This is a genomic window from uncultured Methylophaga sp. (assembly GCF_947259025.1).
In the GTDB taxonomy this organism is placed as follows: domain Bacteria; phylum Pseudomonadota; class Gammaproteobacteria; order Nitrosococcales; family Methylophagaceae; genus Methylophaga.
This window is the reverse complement of record NZ_CAMYKO010000002.1, coordinates 66,025-81,886: the sequence shown is the minus strand read 5'-3', so window position 1 is coordinate 81,886 and position 15,862 is coordinate 66,025. Positions and strand designations below refer to the sequence as shown.

Below are 15,862 nucleotides of genomic sequence, written 5' to 3'. Positions count from 1 at the left end.
TTGTCAGCGACGGTTCTTTTATACTGGCGGCTTTTATTATCGCCCTATCGTTTTTATGTCTGACAGTTTTTTTCCTGTTCTCTATAGTTTCCGCCGTTGTCCCTATGCCATGCGCGCCCGACTGGCTATCGCCAGCAGTGCTATCCGCTGTGAACTTAGAGAGGTTGTACTCAAGGATAAACCAGAGGCCTTGATTGCTCTGTCACCCAAAGCCACGGTACCGGTTCTGCAAACTATTGACGGCAAGGTGATTGATGAAAGCATTGATATTGCGCTGTGGGCTTTGGCGCAATCTGATCCGAAGAACTGGTACCAGGGTTTGAGCAATGAACAGCATCAGCAGATGCTGGCATTGATTGAGCAGAATGACGGTGAGTTTAAATATTTCCTGGATCGTTATAAGTACGCTGATCGTTATCCCGATCAGTCGCAGGATTATTACCGTCAGCAAGGCGAGAAAACCCTGGCCCAGTTGGAAACCCTGCTGGATGACAATGGTAGCCTGATTGCAGAAGACTGGACGCTCGCCGATATCGCTTTACTGCCGTTCATCCGCCAGTTTGCCTTCGTTGATAAAGGCTGGTTTGATCAGGCACCCTACCCGCTGGTCAGGGATTGGCTGGAAGACTTTCTGGACAGTGAGTTATTCAAATCCATTATGCCGAAATATGCACAATGGCAACCGGGGGATGAGGCGGTGATATTCCCTCAGGGGCAACGCGCTTTGGCTTCAGACGCCGGCAGATCATAATACTGGTAACGGCAGATCATGGTCTGCCTGTCCGCGGCTTCCACATCGATACGCTTCAGCAGTTGCTGCCACAGACTGATTCTTTCGGCATCATCCAGCCGGTCCGCCTGATGGTCACGCTTGGTCAGCCAAAGGCCCTCGCCATTAAAGCTGTACACCGGCCATAAATCATCACGCTCTGATGCCGGCAGCACCCGGGTATTAAGGTTATCCAGCAATAAAGGCGTGGCTTTCTTTGTGGGGTAATAACTCACCACCATATGGGCCTGATTGATAGTCAGCGCTTTAACATAGGTCAGCCGCAGCTTATCTTCCGCCATGCCCATGCCGGTCAAAGTAAAAAACTTGGCCAGCGAAAAATCCTCACAATCACCGCCGCCACTGACAATCGTTTCCAACGGCGTCGCCCAATAGTCTTCCTGCTTCCAGTGCTGGATATCATCGACAAACACCAGTTGATTGATAAAGTCATTGGCGGCTTTGAGCCGGCGCTGATCAGACCAGCTCTTACCCTCGTCAATCAGCGACTGCCAGGCCTGGACACGCGCCTCGACTGCAGGGCTGATAGCGCTGTCTTTTTTCGGTGAGGAAGAACAGCCCACCAACAAGGCCAGCAACAGCACTGGTAGCCACTTCATTACGGCTGCTCCCGGCACAGAAAATCTGCTGCCGACTGCGCTGGCTGCAAAGCGGGCACCACGCCTAGGCAGGGGGCGTGAATATGCTGTTTCAGGGTCTCGATAATGTCGGCTGACTCGCTCTGCTGTTCCAGATGATTGGCGACCCAGCCGGCCAGTTTCAGCCCCTTGTTTTCAATCGCCTGCACACTGAGCAAGGCATGATTGATACAACCTAATTTGACGGCGACCACCAGCACCACCGGTAAATCCAGTGCCTGCGCCAGATCGGCCATGGTTTGCGTTTGATTGAGGGGGACCAGCCAGCCACCAGCGCCTTCCACGATGACGGCATCGCTTTGCTCTTTGATCTGCTCAAGTTGTTGCTGGATAACAGACACCGAAACCTCAACCCCCGCCTGTTCGGCGGCAATATGCGGGGCAATCGCCGGCTCAAAGGCATAGGGATTCACTGTGCTGTAGGGCAGATCCACATTGCTTTGTTGAATCATTGCCAGTGCATCTTCATTTTGCCACTGATCCTGCTGCCATTCGCAGCCGCTGGCTATCGGCTTCATGCCCGCCACCTTCAGCCCCTGCTGCTGTATAACGCTCATCAGGCCGGTACTGATGCGGGTTTTACCGACCTCGGTATCGGTGCCGGTCACAAATAGGTGTTTAGGAATCATCGGCGTTGAATCTCTTCCATTGGAATACGCACACTGCCATCAGCCTCGGTATGCTGGCCGGAACGGGCCGCTTTCCAACCATGGCCAAACACCACCTCATAGCTGGCCGGGAGCTGGCCTGCGGTGCGGAATGTTTCGTAGGCGGCAATCACGTCTTTCATCAGTTGCTTGCCGGTGAGCCCGCGGCGGCGGCCCTGATTAACATTATGCGCACCCAGAATCTTTAAATCCCGCATCATCGCCATCGCTGTCGGGTAGTTCAGCGTGTAGGGCTCAATATCCAGTACACAATCCTGCAAACCGCTGGCAGTCATGGCATCACCCACATCATGCATATCGTAAAACACATTCACATGCGGATACTCATCAACCGCTGCCCAGGCCTGACGCAGTTCAGTCAGCGTGTCGGGGCCCAGCGAGGTAAACATCAGCAAACCATCGGGCCGCATCACCCGCTGAATTTCCTTAAAACTGAGCTGGGGCTCACACCATTGCAGGGCCAGGTTGGCAAACACCAGATCCACGCTGTTATCAGCCAGCGGTATCGCCTCGGCATCACCGGCCGCCAGTTGCAGCCGGTGCTGTCCGGGCAACCAGCGTTTCAGGCCCAGATCATGGCGATAACGCTTTTGTGCCTGTCTGAGCATGCCGGGCGCAATATCCATGGCTATCAAACGTGCCTGCGGATAACGCTGTTGCAGCAGAGAGAGATTACGGCCGGTGCCGGTACCCAGATCAAGGATGGTCTCCGGGCTGATTTTCATCAGCGACAGCCTGTCCAGCAATTCATCAGAGGTCTGGCGCTGTAATACAGCCACATCGTCATATTGCGATGCGGCAGCGGCAAAAGACTTCGCCATACTGGATTTGTCGGGACGATAATCAACCATCGAAAAACTGTTCTATCTGTTGTTGGCACCATTCGGGGTGACTGATAAAGGGCGCATGTCCGCCACCTTCAAGCATTGTTGTCTGCAGCCGCGGCTGCAGTTGGCGGGCACAATCAGGCATCTCTGCCGGGATCAGCGTATCGCGGCCCCCCAATATCATTTGCACCGGGCAGGACAGTGCAGCCAGCGCATCGCGCATATCCAGCTTCAGCAGGCAATAGAGCCCCGCCGCCAGCGCTGCCGGCTCCGGTGTATGCCGGGTCGCCAATTGTTCGCTGATAAGGCGGATACTGTCACGGCTTTTGTCTGCACCTTTGGCCTGCAACATTAAAAAACGCTGCAGGGTCTGCGCCTGATTGACATCCAGACTGGCAGCAAAGGTTTCGAATATGGCTGCCTGCATGGCACAGGGCCAGTCGTTTTTCTGCACGAAGCTGGGCGTGGCAGCGATCAGACTCAGTTTAGCGACTTTATCCGGATAACGCTGCGCCAATGCCAGGCTCAACAACCCGCCCAGAGACCAGCCTAACCACAACGCTTTATCCGGGATAAGCTGTGCCAATGCTGGCAAAAAATTATCCAGTGCCAGATCACCATCATGCCAGTCGCTTTGACCGTGGCCGGGTAAATCGACCAGATGCAGCGTGTAACGTTGTGCCAATCGCTCAGCCAGATCATGCCAGACGCCACTGTGCATGCTCCAGCCATGCAACATCACCAGGTGCGGGCCGCTGCCTCGCTGTTCAATGTGCACCGGCCTGCTCCAATGCGCTTAATAACTTATCCACATCTTTTTCGCTGTGACTGGCAGACAAAGTAATACGCAGACGCGCACTGTTTCTGGGTACGGTCGGCGGCCGGATCACGCCGACCAGGATGCCCTGCGCCTCCAGTGCCTGGCCGACAGCCAGCGCTTTTTTATCATCACCGATGACCACCGGCTGTATGGGTGTCTCGGATGGCATCAGATCTAAACCCAGTTGCGCTGCGCCAAGGCGGAACTGCCGGATCAGCGCCTGCAACTGTTCACGCCGCCAGTCTTCCTGCTCCACCAGCTTGAGACTGGTCAGCGTTGCCGCCGCCACCGCCGGCGGCTGCGCCGTAGTGTAAACATAACTGCGCGCCTGCTGGATCAGGGTTTCAATCACGGTTTCATCAGCGGCGACAAAAGCGCCGCCGGTGCCAAAAGCCTTACCCAGCGTGCCCACCTGAATTGGTGCCGATGCCGGCGCGATATTGAAATGGGAAACACTGCCACGACCATTTTTGCCAATCACACCAAAGCCGTGGGCATCGTCGATTAAGACCGCCGCCCGGTGTTGGCGGGCATGGGCCATGATATCGGGCAAGGGCGCGATATCACCATCCATGCTGAACACGCCATCGCTGACAACCATCCGGTGCCTGGCCCTGGCAGCATTGTGTAAGCGCTTGTGCAGCAAATCCATATTGGCGTGGGGGTAACGGAGCTGTTCTGCCTCGGTGAGCCGGCCGCCGTCGAGCAACGAAGCATGGTTGAGCTTGTCCTGAATCACCGCATCACCACGGCTCAGCAAAGCGTCAATCACGCCCAGATTAGCCATATAGCCGGTGGAAAACAGCAAGGCACGGGGCTGGCCGGTGAACTCGGCCAAAGCCTCTTCCAGAGCCTGATGATAAAAACTGTGGCCGGTCAGCAGGTGGGCGGCGCCGCTGCCCGCACCTTCTTTATCCACCGCCTGCTGAAAGGCGGCTTTGATATCAGGATGCGCGGCCAGGCCAAGATAGTCATTGCTGCAGAATGACAGTGCCGGCCTGCCGTCCACCGTGATATTGACGCCCTGTTCACCCAGACGTAAGCGCGGTGAGCGGTAAAGCCCTGCCGCTTTGCGGTCGGCTAAAGCGGCAGAGAGTTCATCATGCCAGGGTAGCTGAGACACTCGCGGATAATCAGGCCGCCGAACTTTGCTTGTCTTCGCTTTTTTCTTCGCCCACCCAGGGGGTGATGCCCAGACGTTTGAACAACTGCTGATCGTGGTTGGTATCCGGGTTGTCGGTGGTGAGCAGTTTTTCACCGTAGAAAATCGAGTTGGCACCGGCGAGGAAACACATGGCCTGCATTTCATCAGTCATATGCTCACGTCCCGCTGACAGGCGCACAAACGATTTAGGCATCATGATGCGGGCCACGGCAATCGTGCGGACAAACTCAATCGGATCCAGGTTATCGATGCCATCCAGCGGCGTGCCTTCTACCTGCACCAGCAGGTTAATCGGCACACTCTGCGGCTGAGTCGGCAGATTGGCCAGGCTGATCAACAGACCGGCGCGGTCTTTCAGACTCTCGCCCATACCGACAATACCGCCACTGCAGACATTGATGCCGGCATCGCGGACATGACTCAGGGTATCGAGACGGTCCTCGTAGGTACGGGTGGTGATGATCTCACCATAAAACTCAGGCGAGGTATCCAGATTATGGTTGTAGTAGTCGAGACCGGCATCTTTCAGACGCTTGGCCTGGTGCTCTTCCAGCATGCCCAGCGTCACACAGGTTTCCAGCCCCAGGCTTTTCACGCCCTCGACCATATCGGCAACACGCTCCAGATCACGGTCTTTCAGGTTACGCCAGGCTGCGCCCATGCAGAAACGGCTGGCACCGGCTTCTTTGGCGTCATTGGCCGACTTCATCACTTCTTCCAAAGGCATCAGCGGTTCCGCTTTCACGGCCGAGGGGTGATGCGCGCTTTGCGGGCAATAACCACAGTCTTCGGCACAGCCGCCGGTTTTGATGCTCAGCAGGGTGCTGATTTGCACGGCATTGGGATCGAAATGCTCACGGTGAACGGTTTGAGCTTGATAGAGCAGATCGTTGAAAGGCAGGGCAAATAATGCCTCAACCTCATCCTGCTTCCAGTCTTGACGAATCGTCGCTTGGGTTTCTGCTACATTCTCAGGCATGATGACTCTTCACTGATTTAATGGATTAAATAAGGTGACGGTCATGGCTGTTATCAGCGCTTTGACTCATCGATCTGTGGAATTATACAGGAAACTGTTTCCGATACCTTGTTTGCTCTGTGGCCTGCCTGCCCATAAGGCACCGCTCTGTCAGGCCTGTATCGGGGAGTTACCGTGGCTGGAGACAGCTTGTCCGCGCTGTGCCATGCCCCTGCAATCTGCGCAAATTTGCGGTCACTGCCTGCACAGCCCACCGATCCAGCAGCACAGTTTCAGCCTGCTGCGTTATCAGGCCGCCGTGCCGCGCTGTATCACCCGCTTTAAGTTTCATCAGCAATTACAGTTTGCCGACTTTTTTGCCGGGCACATGGCCAAACAGTTACAGCAACGACAGGACCTGCCGGCTTGCCTGATTCCTATCCCGCTGCATCCACGGCGTCTGCGCAGCCGGGGCTTTAACCAGTCACTGGAAGTCGCCACCCGCCTGGCTCAGCAGCTGGGGATCCGCTGCCGACCCGAATTACTGCAGCGGGTCAGAAATACCCCGTCACAGAGTCAGTTGCACTATCGCCAACGTCAACGCAATATCCGCCATGCCTTTGCCTCGACAGCAGCGTCTTTACCCCCTCATGTTGCCCTGCTTGATGATGTGATGACTACCGGGCAGACCGTTGCTGAAGCAGCCAGAATCCTGCAAGGTCGCGGCGTTCAAATCATTGAAGTGTGGACAATTGCACGCGCAATAAGCCATTATTAGGGCCAGATAACATTCCGCTCATAAGGCGTTTGAATGCAAGACATCGCCATTTTACAAGCCCGCCTGGATGAACTGCTGCGTATCGCGAAAAGCAATGAGCGGAAACAAGAGAATTTCCAGCAGTACGAACTGGCCCTGCTGCAAAGCACCAGCCTGGAGCAATTGCTCAGCATTATCCTGGATCAGCACAAAGACCGCTTTCAGCTCACCGAAGTCACCCTGATGCTGTATGACCCGGAATACGAAATGCAGCGTCTGATCACCGCTAAAATCGATCATGCCAGTTGGCGCCGGCGCTTATTGTTTACCGAGTCGGCGCATCTGCTCAATCAACATTTCAGCCCCCAGCAGCAGCCCCGGCTGATGAAATATTCCCCGCATCAGCATGCTTATTTGTTCCCGGACTGCGATGAACTGGGCTCGGTGGCCCTGCTGCCATTGGTCAGGCAGAACATGCTGATTGGCAGCCTCAACCTGGGCAGCCGCAACCCCTCACGTTTCCAGCAGAAAATCGGCACCAAGTTTCTCGAACACCTGGCTGCGGTGGTTTCCGCCTGCATTGAAAATGCCCGGCTGCATGAACATATCAAGCTGGTGGGACTGCGCGATGCTTTGACCGGTATTAATAACCGGCGCTTTTTTGACCAGCGCCTCAGCGAAGAAGTCAGTCGTGCCCGCCGCAGCGGCAGCAGCTTGTCCTGTCTGTTTATTGACCTGGACTATTTCAAGCGCGTGAATGATCACCATGGTCATCAGGCCGGCGATGCCGTATTGAAACAGGTTTCCGGCCTGCTCAGCGCCCGGCTGCGGGAAAATGATGTGCTGGCCCGCTATGGTGGCGAGGAGTTTGTCATTCTACTGGCCGATACCAGCCAGGCCGATGCCGCATTGATTGCCGAGCAGATCCGTGACCGGGTAGCCAAATCGCATTTCACTATTCCATCAGGCAAAACGCTGCATGTGACCCTGTCTATCGGTGTCGCCAGCCTGGCTGCGGACAATGATATTGAAGAAGGCCGACAACTGCTGGCCGCAGCGGATCAGGCGGTTTATGCTGCCAAGCTGTCAGGCCGGAACCGGGTCAAACAGGCCGGCTGATGCTGCTGGCGACCTTCTGCATTAATACCTTACTGGTGCTCGCCACCGTCATCATTCACTACGAAACACTGTACCTGCTGGCCAAAAAGCTGCCTGCCTTACAGGTGATTCATCGCTACCGGGTGCTGCTGGCCGTGGTGGTGATCATGTTGGCGCATATTGTTGAAATCTGGCTGTTTGCCGTGGGCTACTACCTAATGATTCACAGCGGCGAGTTCGGCACATTGAGCGGCAATATCAACCTGAGCCTGCTCGACTGCAGTTATTTCTCTTTCACCACTTTCACCACCCTGGGCTACGGCGATATTGAACCCAGTGGATATCTGCGATTCCTGACCGGTCTGGAATCACTGACCGGCCTGGTGATGATTACCTGGTCAGCCTCCTTTGTGTTCCTGGAAATGCAGAAATACTGGCCCAAACGCTAGGACGTATAGCCCGCTCGGCGCCGCCTCAGATGAGACTGAAAAAGCCTTAAACAAGGCGTAAAGTATGAAGTGTCGCCGCCAGCAGAGGTGGAGACGAGGGATCAGCAAGCCTTAAAACAGAGGTGGTGGGAATGAACACCAGAATCGACCAACTGCTACAACAGATCCGCCAGCTAGAAGAAGAACTGCGGGCTGAACTCAATCAGCGCAGCCAGGTGATAGGCTTTACCATCCGCGGCAAACGGGTCGAGTTCGAAAAATCGATCAAAAAAACCCATAAGAAACTGAAAATCAGCTTATGGCGCTGGCTGGGCGTGCGGCCCGTCAATATCATCACCATGCCCATCATCTACGCCATGATTGTGCCGTTGCTCGCCATTGATCTGCTGGTCAGTTTTTACCAGTTAAGCTGCTTCCCGATTTACCGGATCAAGCTGGTGCGGCGGCGGGATTACATTGTGCTGGATCGCCATCATCTCCACTACCTGAACTTTTTTGAGCGCTTCCACTGCATTTATTGTGCTTACGGTAACGGCGTGGTCGCCTATATCCGTGAGATTCTGGCCCGCACCGAGCAGTATTTCTGCCCGATAAAACATGCGCGCAAAGTACTGGGCACCCATGAACGCTATCAGTATTTTATCGAGTACGGCGATGCCGAGTCCTATCATCAGCGGCTGCAAAGCTATCGCGACAAACTGGCCGAGGATAGCTGAATCAGGGCACTGGGATGCCTGACCAGAATATGATGCGCATTGCCGCGGCGGCGCATCCACCCTCGCACTTCCAGCGGTTTATTGAGGTACGCTTCCAGCGGCATAAAGTCAGCCAGCCGTGTTTTGGGAATGTGAATCGACAGCTTATCGCTGACCTCAAGATGCATATATTTACGACCGGCATTGATTGACTGTGGCATCAGTTGCCAGCGCTGCCAGCCGCGATAACTCCGCCCCGGCTCAAAGTCAGCCAGGGTTTTATGTTGATACGCCGCCATTGCCCAGACGCCTAGTCCAGCTTGCTCTGCCTGTTGCTGGGCCTCGATCAAGCGATCGCTATAGCGCAGATTCGGCGGCCTCAAAGTCAGCATCGCCAGGCCCTGCCTGAGCAACATGGCGTTCAGGTACTCCCCGGAGTCCAGAAACACATGCGCCAGCCGGCGCTGGTATTTGTCGAACTGTTCAGCATCGTATTCCACCCAGATGCTGCTGTCCCTGAGGGTTTGCTGCAGACATTCTGTCGCCGCTTTGCCTCCGGGCTGAGCCTCACTGAAACGGCTGTCAATCTCGGGAGTATTAATACCAATCAATCTGATGGTTTCGCCGCTCTCCAATATCAGCGTGTCACCATCAATGACCCGTTTCAGCGACACCTTATAGCGATAGGGCTCGTTGTTGAGTTCAATTTTTTCTGCATGCCGGGCGGGCTGATCAGAAAAAACCGTGTTGCCATGCTGATCCTGACTGCGGTAAATGTCTGCCTGTACGCTGCTGGCAATAGACAATATCAGCCCGATAATCCTTATCGCTGTCGTCATAAAGTCATCCCTGAAAATTCGGTCCTGGCTGGTTTGATTATGTTATCCGCTACCGGCCAGCAGGTAATGCAAAACCAGGCTGGCGAAAATAGCCAGACCGACATAGTGATTATTGAGAAAAGCGCGCAGGCAGGCTTTGGGTTCCCGGTGGCGGCTCAGGTACTGCTGGTAGACAAACAACCCGGCAGCGATCAGCAGCCCCAGGTAATAAAACACGCTCAGTTCCAGTTGCTGGCCGATCAGCAGCATTACCACGATATAAGCGCCCTGCAGCAGGCCCTGTATTTTCAGATCATCATCACCGAACAACACGGCCGTCGATTTAATGCCGGCCAGCAAATCATCTTCGCGGTCGGCCATGGCGTAAAAGGTGTCATAAACCGTGGTCCAGATAATATTGGCCAGAAACAGCAGCCAGGCAATCACCGGCACCGACTCAGTCTGAGCGGCAAATGCCATCGGTATCGCCCAGCCAAAAGCCATGCCCAGAAACAGTTGCGGCAGATAAGTGTAGCGCTTCATAAACGGATAACTGGCGGCCAGCACCAGCGCCACCAGTGACAGCAGGATAGTCAGTGTGTTGAGTAACAGCACCAGCCCCAGCGCCAATAGTGCCATCAGTACAAAAGCCATCACCGCATGACGGGCTTTGAGTTCGCCAGTGGCGAGTGGCCTGCTATTGGTTCGCCAGACCATGCCATCGACATTGCGATCGGCAAAATCATTAATCGCACAGCCGGCACTACGCATAATAATCACGCCCAGCACAAACACCACCAGAACCAATGGATCGGGCCTGCCTTCAGCAGCAATCCACAGCGCACTCAGGGTCGGCCACATCAGCAATAAAATACCGATTGGCCGATCCAGACGCATCAAGCGGATATAAGGATCCAGCGCGCGGTTTATTTTGTTCACTTACTGATCACTCCAGTTATCACTAGGCAGAAACACTTCATTGACCAGCATTGCTTTACCGGCCAGATAAAAACAAGAGCGCCGGGCCCACAATGTTAATGGCGCTTGCTGCAGATACCGGCTTGCCTGCTTGAACAAAGGCTGTCCCGGCCGCAGGCAGGCCACCTGAATGGGCCCCCGTTGTAATTGCGGATCATTAAACAGCATCTCACCCAGCGACTGATTGCCCAGTGCATCAAAGCGGGCCCGCTTGGCATGGTAAGTGTTGACCGGTACCAGACTGCGGGCATAAACCTGTGGCTGCTCACCATCCAGCAATTGCACCTCGCGCGTGAACATCAGTTGCCCCAGCGGCTGACCAAGCAGCAAAGACTCATCGGGCAGCGGCCGCTGCCAGCCGCTATGCAATAAAGCCACTGAAAATGATTGCTGGCAGGCCTGCTGCAACTGACGGGTCAGCGATCCGGTATCCGTCAGCCAGTCGCGCAAGGCGGCCGGTATGGGCGCCAGCTCAGGTGTCTGCCAGTGAGTCCACAGTTTCATTAAAAGTCCATTATCAAACGTTGCCGAAATTGATTTTGTGCGCAAACCAGCGCGTTATCAGCGCATCGGCCTGCCGGGGCGCCTGTTTAAGCAGCACCCGCGACGCGCGATCCATGACTGCCAGTAAGGCCTGATCTTCTACCAGATCGGCGACGCGGAACTGTGGCAACCCGGTCTGGCGGGTGCCCAGCACTTCGCCGGGGCCACGGATTTCCAGATCGCGCTGCGCTATTTTAAAGCCATCATTGGTCTCACGCAGACAGCTTAATCTTGCCTGCCCATTTTCGGATAAGGGCGGATGGTACATCAATACGCAGTGGCTCTCGACCTGGCCTCGCCCGACCCGGCCGCGGAGCTGGTGCAATTGTGCCAGTCCCAGGCGTTCGGCGTTTTCAATCACCATCAGACTGGCGTTGGGCACATCCACGCCAACCTCGATGACCGTGGTCGCCACTAGCATATCCAGCTCAGCGGCTTTGAAGGCCTGCATCACCCGTTCCTTGTCGGCCGCTTTCATCCGGCCATGTACCAGACCGATTTTCAGATCGGGCAGACTGTCCTGCAGCGCGGTAGCCGTATCTTCTGCCGCCTGGCATTGCAGATGCTCAGACTCTTCAATCAGGGTGCAGACCCAATAGACCTGCCGTTGTTGCTGACAGGCATGATGCACCCGGTCAATGACATCCTGACGGCGGCTGTCAGGCAGCACTACGGTCGACACCGGAGTTCGCCCCGGAGGCATTTCATCAATCACCGACACATTGAGATCGGCATAGGCGGTCATCGCCAGCGTCCGAGGAATCGGTGTTGCTGTCATTACCAATTGATGGGGCAGCGAATCTGTCTCCCTGCCCTTGTCGCGCAATGCCAGCCGCTGATGCACGCCGAAGCGGTGCTGCTCGTCGATGATCACCAGGCCCAGATTGTTGAACAGGACTTCATCCTGAAACAAAGCATGCGTACCGACCGCGACCTTGATATCCCCCGACTGCAATTCCGCCAACACCTGTTTACGCTCAGCGGCAGTCTGCTTACCGGCGCACCAGCCGACCCTTATGCCCAGCGGTGTCAGCCAGTTATCAAACGTGCGGTAATGCTGCTCGGCGAGTAATTCAGTGGGTGCCATCATCACTGCCTGACAACCAGCAGCCACGGCCTCGACAGCGGCCAGTGCCGCTACCACGGTTTTGCCCGAGCCAACATCGCCCTGCACCAGCCGCTGCATCGGATGGGCTTCGGCGACATCATCCAGGATTTCCTTGATCACTCTGTCCTGGGCCGCGGTTAACGGAAACGGCAAAGCTGACAGCAACTGCTGTCGCTGTTTGCTATCGCTTTTCAGGACGGGGGCGGTGTGATGCTGGGTCTGGGCCCGCAATTTTTTCATCGTCAGTTGCTGTGCCAGCAATTCTTCATAGGCCAGCCGTTTCTGCGCCGGGTGTTTACGCTCGAGTAACTGGTCTACCGCTGCATCGGGCGGCGGTTGATGTACATATTTCAGCGCATCGACCAGCGAAAATTCTGCCGCCTGATGCAGGCGCGAGGATTCGGTGAGCAATTCCGGCATGGAATCCTGATCCAGAATCGCCAGCGCCTGTTTCATGAGTTTACGTAGCGATAGCTGGTGCAGCCCTTCGGTGGTCGGATAAATCGGCGTCATCTCATTATCGACCGGCACGATGCCCTCGGTCGCCAGCAACTGATATTCGGGATGCACAATTTCCAGCGATGATGGACCGTTGCGGATTTCACCGAAACAGCGAATGCGCCGGCCCTTGGCCAGCTGCTGTTGTTGGGCTTTGGAAAAATGAAAAAAGCGCAGGATGATAGCACCCGTGCCATCGGAGACATGGCAGAGCAAGGAGCGGCGGCGGCCGAACTTAACCTGGGATAGTTGAATGGTGCCTTCAACCAGTGCTTCCTGCTGGGGTCGCAGGCTGCCCAGCGGCATTAATCGCGTGCGATCCTGGTAGCGTAGCGGTAGATGAAACAGCAGATCCTGGACCTGCTGAATACCGATTTTAGTCAGGCGCTCGGCGACTTTGCCGCCGACGCCTTTCAGTGCTGTTACCGGCTGTGATAAAAGTTCACCCGCCACCACAACCGGCTACTCCGTTAACCGTTAAATTAATTATCCAGGTGCAGGATGGCATCCATTTCTACCGGCACATCTTTGGGCAGAGAAGCCACACCGATGGCAGCACGCGCTGGATAAGGCTGCTCAAAATACTCGGTCATAATGTCGTTAACGGTGCCAAAATGGCTGAGATCAGTCAGGAAAATGTTGAGTTTAACCACATCCTGCAGGCTGCCACCGGAAGCCTTGGCCACCGCTGACAGGTTATCGAACACGCGACGTACCTGGGCGGAAAAGTCACCGTCCAACACAGTCATGGTTTCCGGCACCAGCGGGATCTGACCCGACAGATAAACCGTGTCACCGACTTTAACTGCTTGCGAGTACGGACCGATTGCTTCCGGCGCATCGGCGCTGTGAATAATTTCGCGTGTCATTGAGTTCTCCATCTTGGGCCGCTGAGCGGCATTAATTAAGAATACGGGTAATACGTTCGACCATATCCAGCAGACGCAGACGACGCATCACACGCGCCAGGTGTTGTCGGCTCTGCACTTCGATGGTCAGGCGCAAATCAGAATAGCCGCCATCGCGTTCGTCGACCACGACGTTGTCGATATTGGAATCAGCTTCTGAAACCACAGCAGCCACCGTGGCCAGCACGCCGCGCTGGTTTTTGACGTGCACCATGATATCGACCGGGAAGTCACGTTCAACATCCGGCGCCCAGGTCACATCCAGCCATTTTTCATTCTGCACCCTGAGGTGTGAGGTGTTCTTACAACCGCGCTGGTGAATGATAATGCCGCGTCCGGTGCTGACATAACCGTGGATCGGATCGCCCGGAATAGGGTGACAGCAGCGGGCAAAACTCACTACCATGCCTTCGGTACCGGCAATCATCAGCGCCTGAGGCTCTTTATCCGGGGTCGATTCATTGACCAGCTTCTGGGCAATCAGCAAGGCTGAATGATTACCCAGACCGATATCTTCCAGCAGATCATCGAACTGCTTAAGCTCGAACTCATTGACCAGCTCGTTAAAACGCTCGACCGGAATATTATCCAGATGTGTTGAAAACGCATTCAGATGTTTATTGAGCAGGCGACGCCCCAGAAGGATCGCCTCTTCGGTCTGCAGATGACGCAGATAGTGGCGAATGCTGGTGCGCGCTTTAGCGGTCACTACAAAATTGAGCCAGGCCGGGTTCGGATGCGAGTTAGGCGAAGTAATAATCTCGACCGACTCACCGGTTTCCAACTGCGTGCTCAGCGGCACCAGATGACGGCCAACGCGGGCGGCGACGCAGTTATTGCCGACATCGGTATGCACCGCATAAGCGAAATCGACCGCAGTACCGCCACGAGGCAACGTCAGGATCTCGCCTTTTGGTGTCGAAACATAAATTTCATCCGGGAACAGGTCAATGCGCAGGTTTTCCAGAAACTCCATTGAGTCGCCAGAGCCTTTCTGCATTTCCAGAATACCTTGCAACCACTGACGGGCTTTACGGTGGGCCAGGCTGTCTCCGCCGGATGATTCGCCGGTTTTATAGAGCCAGTGCGCGGCCACGCCGGCTTCGGCCATATGGTCCATATCACGCGAGCGGATCTGCACTTCAATCGGCACACCGTATGGGCCAAACAGTACAGTATGCAGCGACTGGTAGCCGTTGGCCTTGGGGATGGCGATATAGTCCTTGAACTTGCCCTGCACTGGTTTGTAGAGGTTATGCACCACGCCCAGCATCCGGTAGCAGGCATCGACATCATCGACGATGATGCGGAAGGCATACACGTCCATGACCTCGGAAAACGACAACTGCTTGCTGACCATTTTCTTGTAGAGGCTATAGAGATTTTTCTCGCGGCCCTGAATATCCGCGGTCAGGCCTTCCTGCTCCATCCGGTTGAGGATTGACGCAGTAATCTGGCTGACGATCTCTTTACGGTTGCCGCGCGCTTTTCTGACCGCGCCCTGCAGCACTCGGTAGCGAATCGGATACAGGACATGGAAACCCAGATCTTCCAACTCACAGCGCATCAGGTTCATACCCAGACGCTGGGCTATCGGTGCGTAAATATCCAGGGTTTCGTGGGCAATCCGGCGGCGCTTTTCCGGGCGCAGATGACCCAGGGTCCGCATGTTATGGAGGCGGTCAGCGAGCTTAACGATAATGACGCGAATATCGCGCGACATCGCCAACAGCATTTTGCGCAGGTTTTCCGCTTGGGCATGTTTGGTGGTTTCAAACGCCGCCTTGGCCAGTTTAGTGACGCCTTCCACCAGTTCGGCGACTTCCTCGCCGAACTCAGCGGTAAGATCGTCACGGGTAAGCGCAGTATCTTCAATCACATCATGCAGCAGGCCGGCCATGATGCATTCATAATCCATGTGCATCATCGCCAGCACATGCGCAACCGCCAGCGGGTGAGTGATATAACGTTCACCACTGCGGCGGGTCTGGCCTTCGTGTGCGTTATCAGCAAAGTGATAGGCACGACGAATGCTATCTACGTGTTTTGCATCCAGATAATTGGAAGTGGCGAAACACAGATCATCAATGGTGAGTTTCGGCTCTGACTCCTGGATGAAATCCAGTTCAGAGGCGACTGAAGGT

The 15,862-nt window shown here is 55.3% G+C and carries 17 protein-coding genes; 5 read left to right on the top strand and 12 right to left on the bottom strand.

Translation table 11 applies throughout. The features are described from left to right. Positions 1 to 55 precede the first annotated feature (55 nt). Positions 56 to 751, top strand: coding sequence for a glutathione S-transferase (locus Q0X64_RS01555; RefSeq protein WP_297808104.1), 696 nt, complete (start codon positions 56 to 58; stop codon positions 749 to 751). Here the strand turns inward: Q0X64_RS01555 and Q0X64_RS01550 are convergent. The 6 genes from Q0X64_RS01550 to bioB are packed head-to-tail and all read right to left on the bottom strand — an operon-like array spanning position 709 to position 5,887. Beyond that, complete coding sequence (locus Q0X64_RS01550; protein WP_297808102.1) at positions 709 to 1,389, bottom strand: transglutaminase-like cysteine peptidase; 681 nt, start codon at positions 1,387 to 1,389, stop codon at positions 709 to 711. The two genes, Q0X64_RS01555 and Q0X64_RS01550, sit on opposite strands and share 43 nt — an antisense overlap. Then, positions 1,389 to 2,057 (bottom strand): dethiobiotin synthase, encoded by a 669-nt coding sequence (gene bioD, locus Q0X64_RS01545; RefSeq protein WP_297808099.1) that lies wholly within the window; start codon positions 2,055 to 2,057, stop codon positions 1,389 to 1,391. The genes Q0X64_RS01550 and bioD overlap by 1 nt, the downstream gene beginning before the upstream one ends. After that, a complete protein-coding gene (gene bioC / locus Q0X64_RS01540; RefSeq protein WP_297808096.1) occupies positions 2,054 to 2,947 on the bottom strand; it encodes a malonyl-ACP O-methyltransferase BioC in 894 nt (297 codons plus the stop codon). The genes bioD and bioC overlap by 4 nt, the downstream gene beginning before the upstream one ends. Further along, positions 2,940 to 3,701, bottom strand: coding sequence for a pimeloyl-ACP methyl ester esterase BioH (bioH, locus tag Q0X64_RS01535; RefSeq protein ID WP_297808093.1), 762 nt, complete (start codon positions 3,699 to 3,701; stop codon positions 2,940 to 2,942). Before bioH ends, bioC begins: the two co-directional genes overlap by 8 nt. Further along, positions 3,691 to 4,866, bottom strand: coding sequence for an 8-amino-7-oxononanoate synthase (bioF, locus tag Q0X64_RS01530; RefSeq protein ID WP_297808090.1), 1,176 nt, complete (start codon positions 4,864 to 4,866; stop codon positions 3,691 to 3,693). Before bioF ends, bioH begins: the two co-directional genes overlap by 11 nt. A 10-nt stretch (positions 4,867 to 4,876) precedes the next feature. Beyond that, positions 4,877 to 5,887, bottom strand: coding sequence for a biotin synthase BioB (gene bioB / locus Q0X64_RS01525; protein ID WP_297808088.1), 1,011 nt, complete (start codon positions 5,885 to 5,887; stop codon positions 4,877 to 4,879). A gap of 43 nt (positions 5,888 to 5,930) precedes the next feature. Here bioB and Q0X64_RS01520 point away from each other — a divergent pair, with 43 nt between their 5' ends. The 4 genes from Q0X64_RS01520 to Q0X64_RS01505 all read left to right on the top strand — a co-directional run bounded on the left by Q0X64_RS01520 (position 5,931) and on the right by Q0X64_RS01505 (position 8,886). Beyond that, on the top strand, positions 5,931 to 6,644 hold the full coding sequence (locus tag Q0X64_RS01520; protein WP_297808086.1) for a ComF family protein: 714 nt from the start codon (positions 5,931 to 5,933) through the stop codon (positions 6,642 to 6,644). 33 nt (positions 6,645 to 6,677) lie between these two features. Beyond that, positions 6,678 to 7,742, top strand: coding sequence for a sensor domain-containing diguanylate cyclase (locus tag Q0X64_RS01515; protein ID WP_297808084.1), 1,065 nt, complete (start codon positions 6,678 to 6,680; stop codon positions 7,740 to 7,742). Beyond that, complete coding sequence (locus Q0X64_RS01510; RefSeq protein ID WP_297808081.1) at positions 7,742 to 8,170, top strand: potassium channel family protein; 429 nt, start codon at positions 7,742 to 7,744, stop codon at positions 8,168 to 8,170. The genes Q0X64_RS01515 and Q0X64_RS01510 overlap by 1 nt, the downstream gene beginning before the upstream one ends. Before the next feature lie 131 nt (positions 8,171 to 8,301). Next, positions 8,302 to 8,886 (top strand): hypothetical protein, encoded by a 585-nt coding sequence (locus tag Q0X64_RS01505; RefSeq protein WP_297808079.1) that lies wholly within the window; start codon positions 8,302 to 8,304, stop codon positions 8,884 to 8,886. Here the strand turns inward: Q0X64_RS01505 and Q0X64_RS01500 are convergent. From Q0X64_RS01500 to Q0X64_RS01475, 6 genes are read right to left on the bottom strand one after another with little or no spacing between them, the layout of a single operon-like run. Further along, positions 8,856 to 9,704 (bottom strand): thermonuclease family protein, encoded by an 849-nt coding sequence (locus tag Q0X64_RS01500; protein ID WP_297808077.1) that lies wholly within the window; start codon positions 9,702 to 9,704, stop codon positions 8,856 to 8,858. The genes Q0X64_RS01505 and Q0X64_RS01500 overlap by 31 nt on opposite strands. A gap of 42 nt (positions 9,705 to 9,746) precedes the next feature. After that, complete coding sequence (gene ubiA, locus Q0X64_RS01495; protein ID WP_297808074.1) at positions 9,747 to 10,622, bottom strand: 4-hydroxybenzoate octaprenyltransferase; 876 nt, start codon at positions 10,620 to 10,622, stop codon at positions 9,747 to 9,749. Further along, entirely contained in the window at positions 10,623 to 11,165 is a 543-nt protein-coding gene (locus Q0X64_RS01490; protein ID WP_297808071.1) for a chorismate lyase, read from the bottom strand. A gap of 13 nt (positions 11,166 to 11,178) precedes the next feature. Beyond that, complete coding sequence (recG, locus tag Q0X64_RS01485) at positions 11,179 to 13,266, bottom strand: ATP-dependent DNA helicase RecG (RefSeq protein WP_297808068.1); 2,088 nt, start codon at positions 13,264 to 13,266, stop codon at positions 11,179 to 11,181. Positions 13,267 to 13,292: 26 nt separating this feature from the next. After that, entirely contained in the window at positions 13,293 to 13,679 is a 387-nt protein-coding gene (locus tag Q0X64_RS01480) for a RidA family protein (protein WP_297808065.1), read from the bottom strand. Between the two features lie 31 nt (positions 13,680 to 13,710). Next, a complete protein-coding gene (locus tag Q0X64_RS01475) occupies positions 13,711 to 15,834 on the bottom strand; it encodes a bifunctional (p)ppGpp synthetase/guanosine-3',5'-bis(diphosphate) 3'-pyrophosphohydrolase (protein ID WP_366517471.1) in 2,124 nt (707 codons plus the stop codon). Positions 15,835 to 15,862 lie beyond the last annotated feature (28 nt).

Coding starts and splice junctions, on each gene's coding strand:
- Q0X64_RS01480 (WP_297808065.1), bottom strand. CDS start 13,679: ATGACACGCGAAATTATTCACAGCGCCGATGCGCCGGAAGCAATCGGT.
- bioC (WP_297808096.1), bottom strand. CDS start 2,947: ATGGTTGATTATCGTCCCGACAAATCCAGTATGGCGAAGTCTTTTGCC.
- Q0X64_RS01520 (WP_297808086.1), top strand. CDS start 5,931: ATGGCTGTTATCAGCGCTTTGACTCATCGATCTGTGGAATTATACAGG.
- bioD (WP_297808099.1), bottom strand. CDS start 2,057: ATGATTCCTAAACACCTATTTGTGACCGGCACCGATACCGAGGTCGGT.
- Q0X64_RS01490 (WP_297808071.1), bottom strand. CDS start 11,165: ATGAAACTGTGGACTCACTGGCAGACACCTGAGCTGGCGCCCATACCG.
- Q0X64_RS01555 (WP_297808104.1), top strand. CDS start 56: ATGTCTGACAGTTTTTTTCCTGTTCTCTATAGTTTCCGCCGTTGTCCC.
- Q0X64_RS01505 (WP_297808079.1), top strand. CDS start 8,302: ATGAACACCAGAATCGACCAACTGCTACAACAGATCCGCCAGCTAGAA.
- Q0X64_RS01500 (WP_297808077.1), bottom strand. CDS start 9,704: ATGACGACAGCGATAAGGATTATCGGGCTGATATTGTCTATTGCCAGC.
- bioB (WP_297808088.1), bottom strand. CDS start 5,887: ATGCCTGAGAATGTAGCAGAAACCCAAGCGACGATTCGTCAAGACTGG.
- Q0X64_RS01515 (WP_297808084.1), top strand. CDS start 6,678: ATGCAAGACATCGCCATTTTACAAGCCCGCCTGGATGAACTGCTGCGT.
- Q0X64_RS01510 (WP_297808081.1), top strand. CDS start 7,742: ATGCTGCTGGCGACCTTCTGCATTAATACCTTACTGGTGCTCGCCACC.
- Q0X64_RS01550 (WP_297808102.1), bottom strand. CDS start 1,389: ATGAAGTGGCTACCAGTGCTGTTGCTGGCCTTGTTGGTGGGCTGTTCT.